At 46.8% G+C, this 12680-nt stretch carries 10 protein-coding genes and 3 tRNA genes; 1 reads left to right on the top strand and 12 read right to left on the bottom strand.

Annotated features, from left to right (window positions below; translation table 11 throughout):
• Nucleotides 1-4 precede the first annotated feature (4 nt).
• The 12 genes from AABK39_RS04115 to pyk all read right to left on the bottom strand — a co-directional run bounded on the left by AABK39_RS04115 (nucleotide 5) and on the right by pyk (nucleotide 11929).
• Entirely contained in the window at nucleotides 5-832 is an 828-nt protein-coding gene (locus AABK39_RS04115; RefSeq protein ID WP_338393650.1) for a universal stress protein, read from the bottom strand.
• 131 nt (nucleotides 833-963) lie between these two features.
• Nucleotides 964-1815: a universal stress protein gene (locus tag AABK39_RS04110; protein WP_338393649.1), complete on the bottom strand. Its 852-nt coding sequence runs from the start codon at nucleotides 1813-1815 to the stop codon at nucleotides 964-966.
• A gap of 230 nt (nucleotides 1816-2045) precedes the next feature.
• Nucleotides 2046-2807, bottom strand: coding sequence for a DUF4846 domain-containing protein (locus AABK39_RS04105; protein WP_338393648.1), 762 nt, complete (start codon nucleotides 2805-2807; stop codon nucleotides 2046-2048).
• 393 nt (nucleotides 2808-3200) lie between these two features.
• The gene (locus tag AABK39_RS04100; RefSeq protein ID WP_338393647.1) at nucleotides 3201-3464 is read right to left on the bottom strand and encodes a hypothetical protein; all 264 of its coding nucleotides are present in this window, start codon (nucleotides 3462-3464) and stop codon (nucleotides 3201-3203) included.
• A gap of 672 nt (nucleotides 3465-4136) precedes the next feature.
• Nucleotides 4137-4910 (bottom strand): TIGR02757 family protein, encoded by a 774-nt coding sequence (locus tag AABK39_RS04095; protein ID WP_338393646.1) that lies wholly within the window; start codon nucleotides 4908-4910, stop codon nucleotides 4137-4139.
• An 81-nt stretch (nucleotides 4911-4991) separates the two neighbouring features.
• Nucleotides 4992-5885, bottom strand: a complete 894-nt coding sequence (locus AABK39_RS04090; protein ID WP_338393645.1) for a LysM peptidoglycan-binding domain-containing protein — start codon at nucleotides 5883-5885, stop codon at nucleotides 4992-4994.
• A gap of 83 nt (nucleotides 5886-5968) precedes the next feature.
• Entirely contained in the window at nucleotides 5969-6751 is a 783-nt protein-coding gene (locus AABK39_RS04085; protein ID WP_338393644.1) for a DUF4905 domain-containing protein, read from the bottom strand.
• Between the two features lie 111 nt (nucleotides 6752-6862).
• A complete protein-coding gene (locus AABK39_RS04080; RefSeq protein ID WP_338393643.1) occupies nucleotides 6863-9760 on the bottom strand; it encodes a PD-(D/E)XK nuclease family protein in 2898 nt (965 codons plus the stop codon).
• Nucleotides 9761-9876: 116 nt separating this feature from the next.
• Nucleotides 9877-9958, bottom strand: a tRNA-Leu gene (locus AABK39_RS04075).
• A gap of 34 nt (nucleotides 9959-9992) precedes the next feature.
• Nucleotides 9993-10074: transfer RNA gene (locus AABK39_RS04070), tRNA-Leu, on the bottom strand.
• 73 nt (nucleotides 10075-10147) lie between these two features.
• A tRNA-Leu gene (locus AABK39_RS04065) sits at nucleotides 10148-10229 on the bottom strand.
• Nucleotides 10230-10462: 233 nt separating this feature from the next.
• Complete coding sequence (pyk, locus tag AABK39_RS04060) at nucleotides 10463-11929, bottom strand: pyruvate kinase (protein WP_338393642.1); 1467 nt, start codon at nucleotides 11927-11929, stop codon at nucleotides 10463-10465.
• Between the two features lie 348 nt (nucleotides 11930-12277).
• On the opposite strand from pyk, the gene AABK39_RS04055 reads away from it, so the two are divergent.
• Nucleotides 12278-12679, top strand: coding sequence for a hypothetical protein (locus AABK39_RS04055; RefSeq protein ID WP_338393641.1), 402 nt, complete (start codon nucleotides 12278-12280; stop codon nucleotides 12677-12679).
• The last annotated feature ends 1 nt before the right edge of the window (nucleotide 12680 follow it).

The following is a 12680-nucleotide window of genomic DNA, read 5'->3' as shown; positions in this document are numbered from 1 at the left end:
TCGCTTATCTATGCGCAATAAACAGAGGTAATGATTTTTTGAAAATGATATTTTTGGCCACACTTGGCGCCATCAGATGCGACAAATGGCTTCGGCCATAAGCACCCATCACGACCACTGGATTCTGCAATGAAGAAGAGAATCTGTAGATTTCCTCAGAAGTATCGTCAGCGGTCAAGCGTTTTACTCCCACGTTTGAATAATGATGCTGAAGATATCCCAGAATCAGTTTTTCATGCGCTATCTCGGCTTCGGCCGTAGGGTCAATTGTAAGTATTGTCACCTCTTTGTCGCGCAAGCGTTTCCCGTATAGCTGAGTGAATTCGCGAATAGCGTAAATGGACGAGTCTTTTCCGTCGTAAGCGAATACGACATTGTCAATACCCTGAAAATCGTCAGGCAACAACAGCACGGGACAACGGGCCTCTTTGAGGATGGAATAGAGTACGGAGGAGTCTTGGTCTTCGGTCACAAACTGGAAACCCGCCTGATAACTCAGCATCAGCAGATCGGCAAAATGGCTCTGGTTTATAATACCGCGAGCGTCGAGGCTCAGGTTATTGTGCACTTCGTAACTGAGGCCGGCTTCGGATATCGACCGCCTGAACCCGGCCAAGGCATCAACTTTTTGCTTATCGCCCGGAGAAAGGAGATTTTTCTTCTTTTCCTGCACAAGCAATTTACTTACCCGGGGTTCCGCATATGCGATATTTTGCGCCAAAAGGCCCACGAAGCACTGTTTTTCTGGCGAATCGTAAAAACCGTGCGCAAAGTGCGTAATACTGTTGGTGAATCCCGAAGAATCGTCCAACGCAACCAATACTCTTGACATAGATGTTCAACAGTTAATGCGGCCAAAGCCGCCAATTTTCAGATCGACAGGCCCGGAAATACGACTTTCCGGGCCAGCTATTTACGGATCAACCTTAACGTTTGCCCGCATTAAATATTTGTCCTTCGGACCTAAAGGATCCGGCAAGTCCAAACAGGTTTTTGCGCATGGTTCACCACATCTTCGGCAATACTGCCACTGATAAGATGGAAGAATCCCGTGCGCCCGTGCGTGGCCATAGCTATAAGGTCCGCGCCGGTTTCCCTAGCAAAGAAGAGTATTCCGTCTTCCTCGTCAAGGTCATTATATATATTAAGCGTAAAGTCTTCCAAGCCGTGCTTTTCCGCATATTCGCTCATCAGCTTTTTGGCTTCGCGATCCACGGTAAAGTTGCTCGGGGTATTTACCCTGATAAGGTGCAGTTTCGCTCCCAAAGTCTTTTGCAAAGCGACCAACTCCTTAATTACGTTTTCGTCTGTATCGGTAAAGTTCGTGGCGAAAGCGATATTCTTGATATCCTCGCATTTCACTTCAGACTTTACCGTAAGGACAGGGCACTTGGAATAGCGCACTACCTTTTCGGTGTTGGAGCCTATCAGCACCTCGTCGATACCGGAAGCGCCAGTACTGCCCATTATCACAAGGTCCACGTCATTTTCGGTCACCTCTTCGGCTATGCTGCCGTAAGGGTTTCCGATCTGGATCTTGGTCTCCAACTCCACTTCCGAAAATCTGCTTTCGGAAGCCGTATCCGCCAATTTGTCTTTGGCTACCCTAATGAGTTGCAACATGTAAACATCGTCGCTGGTGACTTCGGCACCCGATGCCATATCAGCGGAAATAGCACCTGACGCAACTCCCACTCCCTCTACAACATGCAGAAGTATAAGCTTCGATTGGTTCTTCTTGGCCAGCTCAAAAGCAAAGTCAAGGGCATAGCCCGCCTGCTCGGAAAAATCTGAAGGTACGAGTATCGTTTTCATAATGGTTCTGGGTTTTATCGTTGTAGGAAATTACTGACTTGCCATCGTGTAAAAAATGACATTAGTCATGGGACAGCTGAAACTTATGTAAATTTTCAGTGCAAAATATGTTCAAAGTAAGAAATCAAACCAAACAGTGGTTTTTGCGATGCTCAAACGCATTTTTTATGCAATACCAAAAACCTAATATAGTTTTATGGTACGATTTAATTCTCGGAAAATAGCAGGGATCAGAAACGCTTGAGGTCCGTTTTTTTGAAAGTCCACTCGGGGGTTACAAGGCGTTCGCCAAAATTCAGAGGGTACCAAGGGCTTAACTTAGGATCATTCGGATTAACAAGGATTTGCAACTCTTGTGCGGGCATATAACTTTGAGCCAACAAAAAAATCTTTTGCCCGGTAGCCGAATGAGTCGCCTTGCCCACCACAATTACGGCGTGTCCCGGAAAGCCTCCTTGTATAAACACGTCCCCAATTTTCAAATCGCTGACATTTGTCGGCTTCAGCTCTTTGGAAAGAGAATATGTGCCGGCATACGAAAAAACAGTTTCCATATACGACCAAAAATCAAGATAACTGTTAGAAGGCTTCTTACGCTTTACCCAAGAGCACTCATTCCCTTTAACCGACAATCTGTTACCGGTCATCCATTTCGAATAATCCAATCGGAAACCGCTAGTTGTATTAAAATGGATTTCGTCATAGCGCTTGTGTTTCCAAAGATACTCGGCCCTTAGGCGCATGACCGCATCGGCGCACTGATGCAAATCCCGATCCCCAATCGGCAAATCAACTACGGCGCAATAGACGCCTCTACGGGATTTTACCTTATCGTTATAATAACGAACAGGTTCGCCTGCGCTCTTTAATGGAAGGGCGTTCAAAAAACTGGCAAAAGACTCCGTAGGCTCCTCAACCCGAACAAAACCGGAAGGGGCGGGAATCCGAGATGCCAGCTTATCCGATACTGGGTCAGGGTCAGGAAAAGTCATTTGAAAACTGTCAGTTTTCGACACCTCATCCGAGGACTTTACTGTACTGACACAAGCGGTTATCAACACCAAATGTAAAAAAATTAGAATCATGAAAACGCTCCGCATGATTTAGAGTATTGGGCTTTTTTTGGACTCAAACTCGAGATATCAATATAGCTATTTCAAATTTTATTTTACCAACCAACCGATGAGTTAAAATAGAAAAAACCACACCCTATATTCAATTACCTTTTTAGCCTAAAAACCAAGGTGTAAAAAGTGAATTATATCTCATTAAGTTCTTATATCGAGACTGTACCCCCTGTTAACCATTTAAAACGATAGGGTATTAATATTGTAGAATGAAACTTATCTTATTTACCAAGACAATCTTGCACGTTACTCCTAGCCTTAATCCCCCAATAAAGCCACAGCTCGATTATTGTCAATCGCTTCATCGAGCCCTTTCTTGATATCCGCGGCTCCTTTGTTTCCCCCTATCAACTTAGAGAGGATTTTCAATTGGTGCGTATGTAAATAAGTATTGGTGAACTGATCAATCGACGTTCCCGTTAGTATCTTGAAGCGTTTCAATTCTGAAGAAATCACTTCTATATCCTGAATCGAAAAGAGGTATTGTTCCGGGTTTTCGACCTCATAAACATCAATAGCCATGGCTTAATAAGTTATGTGTGATAGTGTGTTATGTCTAACTTTCGAAAAAACCGCAACAAAGCGGTCTGAGCCAAATCAAATGGCGACACTGAAAAGCAAAGAATTACGAACAATTAGCCTGTGACAAGGCTGTGATTAATCATACCATTCCGTCGGAACCTGGGGCTAGTTTCCGGTTTATCATTCTGAAAAACGGCATCCGCACTCGCCCAATACGAGTAAGCAATACCGCTGGCCAAGCACCGCTCTTCCATAACTTCCCGTAACGCTTACCCAAAAAGCCCGTCTATGTTGTGTCAGTTATTGGTATTGTTTTATCAACTCACAGACACGACAGCCTTTGTTTTCCTCCCGTTCACATTTCGTTTTGAGTACCTAAAACGAACAATGGCAAGCTATCACCAAAAGCATTTTCAAAATTTGATATCGATCAAAAAATGAGCTTATAAGAGTCCTCTAATCTCAAAAATCAAAATTAAAAACACAATATTAGCATCAGCAAAACATTTCAAAAATGTCCTTATATAAACATGAATGGGCTTTTTTATTAATTTTTTCGCTACAAAAACCAATTAACCCCTCATTTCAAATTTTCGATTCGATCACTGAATTGAAACTATCAGCATCTCGTCCGTATTTTATTAATATTCTGAACACCTGAAAACCACTGGCTCACATCTCGCCTTCCACACCGAGACCAAACAATGCGAAATCATACTTGACCGGGTCTTCGGAATCAAACTCTTTCAGATTATCAGTCAGCTCAGTAGCCATCGCCCAATCTGTTTGTTTGCGCTTTACAAGGCCCAATTTTCTGGCTACTCTCTCCACGTGCACATCACAGGGACAAACCAGTTGGCTTGGCTTTATATTGTTCCAAATTCCGAAATCAACTCCGGCGCCATCATCCCTAACCATCCAGCGCAAGAACATATTGATCCGCTTACAGGCCGATTTTCTGGCCGGCGTAGCGATATGTTTTCGTGTCCTGTGCGGGAAGTGTGGCAATGAGCAGAAATTGTCATGAAACGCAACCAAGGCGTTCTTCATATCCGGATCCTCAGGCTTCAAACCTACCGTAAAAGCATTTTCCAGCGTGTCGTTTTTTTCGTAAAAATGACGGAAAAAAGAAACGAAATAGAGCGTATCCACATCATTGAACGTGCGATGCTTAAAGTCGAGCAACGGCTTCAGGTCCGATTCGGAGTGATTCATCACAAAATCGTAAGGCGAATCGTCCATCATCTCAAAAAGTTGACGGCATTTATTGATAATCGTCTTGCGTTGCCCCCAAGCCAACACCGCCGCCCAGAACCCAGCGATCTCGATATCCTGTTTTTTCGTAAAACGATGCGGAATACTGACCGGATCGGCGGGAATAAAACCAGGTTGGTTATAAAGTTTTGTTTTCTCTTCCAGCAACTCGTATATCTCTTGGTATTCCATAAATGCTCAAAGTTGTTTTTGGGGTCGAAAAAAGGCCCGCCGTTGAGGGCGAGCCTTTTTTCAAGAATATAATGTTTCGGACTATTGCTTCTGCTCCAAAATATAGCTCAACTGTACCGGAAAGGCACTATTAACAGCACCAAGGCGCTCATAAGCCACTTGCGAAATCCTGATCAGCACTTTTTCGTTGTCGCCGGTATCCGGCAAACGGCCGATTACGCGAACGAAGATGTTCAGGTTATTGCTTTCGTTTTTCATGTGGATGATCGTCCCTACGGGAGCGTCGCGATGGAGCGCCAAGTATTTCGGCGAATCTTCCGAATCGGGAATAATCTTGGCTATACCCACTTCCGTCACCCGGCCGTTTTCATCCACTTTTCTTTTTTCGTCTATTCCAATCACGTTGCCCAAGTCCATAGTCCCCACCGCTTCTTTCGGGTCTTTCGGACGAAGGCCTAAAGTATCGCCAGCAGCACTCTTCCACGACGAGGCGCTTGAGCCTTTGCCCACAACCAAGCGTTGGCCAAGAGCCAGAGCGTTGCTTTGCATGCCATTCCAACTTTTGATATCGGCGACAGAAACTCCATAGCGTTTAGCGAGTGAAAAGAGCGTCTCAGATGCCTTCACAACGTGTACAACCTCTTTTGGGCTAGCGGGCGCAGCCTCTACCGCGGCGGTCGCAACCTGAGGCTTGGCGACAACGCCAGCGTAAGGCACTTTGATAATCTGGCCAAGGCTCAATCCGCCAGTCACGCTAGGGTTGGCCTCTTTCAGTTGGTTAACGGATATTTTATAGCGTCGCGCAATGCCGTACAGGCCCTCGCCTTTCGACACCTTGTGCAGAATAAAGTTCTTTCCTTGGATGTTCTCCACGCCAACGGAATCTTTCGGGGAGGCCACACGTGCCTCGACATCGGCGAAAGACACCAAGCTGACTACGATAACGGCGAACAAACACTTCAGTGACCTGACCATAAGAGCTCTTCTTTTTTCAAAAAAAACAATGGAAATAGTTCTGGATACCAAAAACACAAATGAATATTGGATTCGCATCTAATTTAAGGAAGATTATCCAAATCGTAAACGCAAAGGTTGCTTTTATGACGTATGTAAAATATGCTACTGTCACCAAAAAGGAAAAATGTGTCTGAGGCTACACCTTTTCCGGTATCAAGTTCTTGATCAAAGATTTCTTCGCCAGTCAAGGTCATCAACAGAAGCCGGTTTTCCAGCTCGGCATCTTTCTTCAAATAATAAGAAATCGCAACCGCTTTTTCATTTTCGAAATACTCGAAACACCTAACCGCTTCCACACCTTTTTTCTGCCGGAAAAAAGCCTTTACAGTTTCAAAATGCGTATCCTCTTCCTCATACCTAGTGGCAAAACGCCATTGCGGATCAGCTTCGGCGGGCCTTCCTTCATTTTCCAAAGCGGTGTATTCGCCGGAGTCCAACTTGATTTTACCGAAATGCCTTTCACCTTCGCTTAATACAAAACCGTAAGCGAAATCCCGGTCACAAGCCGACAACACGAATTTGTCGGCTTCCCAGCTAATCTCTCCCGTCAGGATATTGATAGCGTAAAGGGTTTGGTAATCCGGATTGGAACGGCCTTCGTAAGTATGCACAAGCAATGTGTCGCCGGAAATACCGGAAAGCCCGGTCCACCACTCTTCTTCCAAACTTACGCTTTCGCCTACCAGATCATTCTTTTCAGCGTCAATAACGGCGTAATAAGTCTGGCGATTTTCCTCGTCACGAATCTCCAAAGCCAACCGGGATCCGTACGGATCGGCTAGGCTTTTCCATATTTTTCCCTCAAAAGGATATTCCTTGAGCATTGTCTGTCTTTTTGGTTGATGGGCTTGAGTACGGACGTACCGCGAATTTATCGGATTGTTCCCGAAACTCGGCGGACAACCGGCGCAAAAACCGGAGTTGGTTTCCGTATATCAGTCACGGTGGCAAAGCCCCGTATAAGGACAGTATACGCAACTTTTACTGTCGTCGGTTTGCTCAAAATCGGTTTCCGGGTGAAAAATTTCCTCCAACACGATTTTCAGCTGTTCCGCATACGGCTCTTCCAAATCCCGGACGTCGGCAAGCGGTTTTGCGGGCGAACGGCCCTCTTTCATACTGAGCCTGGTCTCGAATTTATCGGAAAAGAGCTCTTTGCTGTTGAACACGGCCGGCTCCACCGCCCCGTCTATTCCGGTTTCCCGGGCGAAAAGGCTTGAGTAGAGAATCGTCTGCATCGCGGCCTTGTTTCTGTCCTTGGCTTTGCGATCAAACAAGGATTCCACGCTTGAGAATTCCTTTTTGTCTTGCCCGGATTTGTAATCCACCACTCTGTACACGCCGTCCTTTTCGTCAATCCGGTCTATTCTACCGCCCAGGTTAACGGTCCGTTTCCCTTGGTCCGTGTCGATTTCCAAGGCGCCTTTCACGTCCATCTCCAAGGCCACGATATTGAACGGAGCGTATTCGGCGTCACGATCCAGCACTTTGCTAGCCAATTTCAACACGATATCGCGGGCGATAACATTCCGTCCCTCAAAACGGAATTCCGTCTCTCCCGCTCCGAAGATTTCCTTAAAACCTTCGTCCACCGTTTCGGGCAACCATTTGCGGAGCGTTTCGAAATCGCTTTTAAGCACCTCTCCCGAGTTTTTACGCTTTTTCAAACGGGCGTAAAGACTTTCGAGCGTATTGTGCAAAATGGTTCCGAAAGTAGCCGGATCCACTTCGTCCACCACTTCGTCCGGCTCGCGGAGACGGGCGATATAACGGAAATGGAATTTGGCCCGACAATCCAGATAAGTGTTGATCGCCGACGGGGAAAGTTTCTTTTCTCCGTTTCCGGTAAATTTATCCAGAGCCTCCTCTGTCAACGAACTCCGTCTGGCCACGAGCTTCTTCTCTGACAAAGCGCGGGCTTCATCTGAAAGGACACTTCTTTTGACGCCATTTTTGGCCCGCGGAGCGTATTCGTGAAGAAGCTGGTAGAGAAAACGGCTCATTTCGCCTGTTTTTCCGTCACCGCCTTCGGTATTATAAAAGAAATGTACGCGCTTGGCCCGCTGAATCATGCGATAGAAAAGGTAAGCGTACATGGAGTCGTGCTGTTCGAAAGTCGGCAATCCGTAGCCTTTCCGCAGATTGTAGGGAATAAACGAATGTTGCGAAGGCGTGGCCGGAAAGGAGGTTTCGTTCATCGAAAGGATGAAAATATTGTCGAAATCCAGATTCCGCGTTTCCAACACACCCATAATCTGGATTCCGTTGAGCGGTTCGCCGCTGAAAGGAACTCGCAAGCTACCTGCCACTTGTCTCACCAATTTGATAAATGTAGGCAAGCCTATTTTTATGTCGGAAGATTCGGCCACAAGCTCCCTAAGCTTGTTGATCTCGGTATAGAAATGGAAAATAAATTCCTTTTCAAAAGTCGGGTCGCTGTTTTCCGTGTCCACGATCTTCTCGCTGACAAAAACGAGCAGATCCTGAATGTATTTGCAATAGTCGGCGATATCGGTCACCTGCCGGAAAATCATCGGGTAAAATTCCTCGTCCTGCTTCAGCTCCTTAATGCTAACCTGCGTCAGATTGAGGCGATTGATCAGCGATATATTCTCATTGGCGAGTTTCGGGTCAAAACCCATCAAATACGGATGGCGCAACAGGCGGGTAACTTGCCGGTGCCCGAAGGAATCCTGACGGCGGATCGTGGACTGCAGCTCGGTCAGTTGTTCGAAGAAACCGAAAAGCGAGGTCTTTTTCAGCGGATAACCCATCGTTACGTTCAGTTTCTTGAACGATTCGGGAAGGGCTTGCAAAACGGGAAACAGCAAATTCTCGTCAGGAACGATAATGGCCGTACGCTCGGGGCGCATTTCTTCTCCGGCATTTTCGATTTCCTCTTTCAATTCGCCCATTTTTTGGCCCAAGAGCTTTGTCTGGCCAGTATTCAGAGCGAAGCCCGTTACGCTGACTTCCTTGTTTTCGTCACCGTAAAATCCGTCTTTGAATTTCTTGGGAAAGGTTTTGCCCAACACCGGATGTTTCCGGTACATCCGAAGGAAAGTCCCGGCTTCCTGCCTGCTGTCGGAAACGTAATATTCGTCCGCATCCCAAAATACCGAGGCTTGAATGTTTTCTATAAACCAGCAAAAGATCTTTTCCTCGGTATGCGTAAGGGCGTTAAATCCGGCGAAAATCAGCCTGTCATACTTATGTTCAACCTCCCCCGATTTTATGCGTTCCACCACATCCTTGTGCATCATGCCCTTGTAGCCGAGACCTTGGTCTTTCAACGTCTTTTGGTAGCCGGCGTATACCTTGGCCAAGATTTCCCAAGTCTTCAGAAAATCTTCCTGATGCTTAGACATCTTATTTCCGAAACTGGCCCAAAAGCTCCGGATCAGCTCTTTCTGCTCCTCAGTTAGGAAATCGAATTCCGCCTCGATGATTTTCTGATCCCTAAGGTTCTCGAAAATCTTCTCCGCGCTAACGCTGTATTTGTCAATATCCTCGAAATCCTTGAGCAATACCTCTCCCCAGAAAAAGAAGCGGTCGAAGCTTTCTTCCGTCTTGCTGTGTTCCAGATAGGTTTTATACAGTTCGAAGGCCAACTTCAGCTTATGCGCACTTTTGAGGGGCGTAAGGCTTTGGATAAAATCGTCGGCGCTGATGATGGACGGTGACCAAACGGGCTTGTCGATGCGCTTGGCCAGGGCTCTTCTGAAAAACAGACCGGCCCGGCGGTTGGGGAATACGATAGTCAGGCGCTCCAAAGCGTCGGAGTGCTTCGCGATAACTTCGTCGGCCAGGTCGTCAAGGAAAGTTTCGGTCATGATCTTCGGGGTTGCTTAACGGAAACGGCGCATTGGCCTTGGGCAATATAAATTCTAGGAGGAAATTAGGGAAGTCCGGATACAAAAAAAGCCTCGTTAAAAAACGAAGCTCTTTGTGCGCACGGAGGGAGTCGAACCCCCATGCCGTGAGGCACAGCCGCCTGAAGACTGCGTGTCTACCAATTCCACCACGTGCGCATGAAACGTATACCGTGTGTGCCCGCTGAACTAGTGCGCATGGAGGGAGTCGAACCCCCATGCCGTGAGGCACAGCCGCCTGAAGACTGCGTGTCTACCAATTCCACCACATGCGCAATTGGAGCACAAACGATAACGTCATAAGTAATTAAGCAAAATTCTCCGGCGTCGTTTCCGCCAAAGTTGTTGTGCGCATGGAGGGAGTCGAACCCCCATGCCGTGAGGCACAGCCGCCTGAAGACTGCGTGTCTACCAATTCCACCACATGCGCTTCCTGTTAAGGGAGTGCAAATATAGGACGGCCTTTTCATTCCTGCAAATGCAAAAGACGATAAAAAACGCCTTTTTTGGCCCTTGAGAGCGATCCAAAGCCTATTCCACTAAATGATAAGGAGATAAGACCGCAAAAAAAATGTCCCCGAACCCTAAGGCCCGAGGACGGTTAAACGACGGATTTTTATCGTTAGGCCACCCGGATTCCAGGTTTCCGGGCCAGCTCGATTTTTAGTCTTCGTCTACGTACCCGATCTTAATAAGGTTCGTCTTCAAGTTACTGTTAGGCTTAACCGATCCGATGTTGATGAAAAGGTCGCCTTTATCGATACAACCTTCGTTGATCAAAAGCTTTTCGATCAGCTTGAGAGACTTTGAAATAGACTCGTATTTAGGCAAGTAGAAAGCCTTTACGCCCCAAACCAAGTTCAGCGTGTTCAGCAATCCTTTGTCTTTGGTGAAGATCAAGATCTTACACTTTGGACGATGCTTGGCCAAATGGAATGCCGTAAAACCGGATTCGGTCATACCCACGATGGCTTTGGCTTTGGTAGCTCTCGCCAAAATACAGGCATTCTGGATCACCTCTTTACTGATGATATAACGGCTGTTCGGCACCAACTTGAACTCCCTCTCGTAGTCCATCTCAGGGCTAAGCTCGATAGAACGGATAATGTCGTTCATCGTTTTCACGGCCTGCAAAGGGTATTTACCCGCCGCCGACTCCTCACTTAGCATTACGGCGTCAGCGCCTTCCATTACGGCCGCCGCCACGTCGTTGGCCTCAGCACGTGTCGGAATCGGATTATTCACCATACTCTCCAACATCTGCGTCGCCACGATTACCGGCTTGGCTTTCTGGAAACAACGCTTCATGATGTCCTTCTGCAAAACAGGAAGCTCGGCCAAAGAAGTCTCCACACCCAAGTCACCGCGAGCCACCATTACGGCGTCGGTGGCGTCAATGATTCCGTCAAGGTCTTTCAGCGCCTCTGGACGCTCGATCTTGGCGATAATCCGGGTATTCTTCTTATGCTCTTTGATGATGCTCCGCAAGTAATCGATATCGCGATGCGAACGAACAAAAGAAATGGCCACCCAGTCTACGTCGTTCTTAAGACCAAACTCAAGATCTTCAAGGTCCTTTTCCGTAAGACAAGGAGCCGAAATCTTGGAGTCAGGAAGGTTCATCCCCTTTCTTGACTTCAGCAAACCGCCATGCACTACCCTGGTGTGTACCTTGGAGCCGTCAACCTTAATCACCTGCACTTCAAGGCGACCGTCGTCGATCAACACTTTTTCATCAACCTTCACGTCTTTGGCGAAGCCTTCGTAAGAAGTGCTGACCATCTCGCTGGTCCCGATATGGTTTCGGTCGGTAGTGATGATCAACTCCTGACCCGGCACGATTTCCACTCCATTGTTCTCAACAGTGCCAATGCGGATCTTCGGTCCTTGAAGATCCTGCATCGTCGCCACGTTGAAATTGGATTCTTTGTTGATAGCCCGGATCAGCTTGATCACCTTCAGGTGATCGGCGTGAGTACCGTGTGAAAAGTTGAGTCGAAATGTGTTAGCCCCCGAAATGGCGAACTGCAATAACATTTCTTTTGTATTACTAGCCGGCCCTACGGTCGCGATTATTTTTGTCCTTTTGAGTGATGCTTGCATTGCCAAGTGTATCGTTTGATTATCCATCCCCCAATAAATTTGAGAGTGGACACAAATTTCCTGCTTTTCTGCAAGCCAAAAACTTATCAGGATGGTGCGCTTTCATGATTTTAGTCATTTGTAAAATGAAAACATGTATTTGTCTTTCTAATTTATAGAATAGGAACAAGTATTTAGCTTTTGGGTTCAACCCCATTGCGCCACCATATTCGAAATGGCCGAAAAGAGTACACTTCCGTCGCTTACATTGTCCGAAAATGAGACACTTGCAAACGGCCATTTTCACGAAAACCTACCGCACGCCATCTGACGGGCATTTTTTTGTTTTTGGCACGCAAGATGGAACAGACTTAGCGTAACCGTAAACAAAAAACGATGAAACGTTTAGCCTTCGTCCTCCTTCTCTCTCTCGTTACCTTCTCCGCAAGTTTTGCGGGAAACTCAAAGCGCAACGAGTCAGCCGTCACAACCAAAACCGAGCTGTTCTCGAAAAACGATTTTATGAATAAGCGAGTGGGCGTATCAATTTCCAAGGAAGACAAGACCATGACCGTAGAAGTGCTTCCGGACTCCATATCCGAAGCCGGCCATACGGTAATCGACTTGTCAAGAATGGACGAACTGGGCTATAAAACCAGAGTGATGCGCTACTTCGGAGGTATGCTGAAAGAGGACGTTTACGGAATATCGAAACTCGTGGTCAAAGCCCACGGACGCCAACTCAATTCCAGCTTCAACAGGGCGAACGTGAGCGCCATGGTTAAACTTTTTTACTGAT

This window comes from Fulvitalea axinellae (assembly GCF_036492835.1).
GTDB lineage: Bacteria > Bacteroidota > Bacteroidia > Cytophagales > Cyclobacteriaceae > Fulvitalea > Fulvitalea axinellae.
This window is presented reverse-complemented; position numbering and strand designations above follow the sequence as displayed.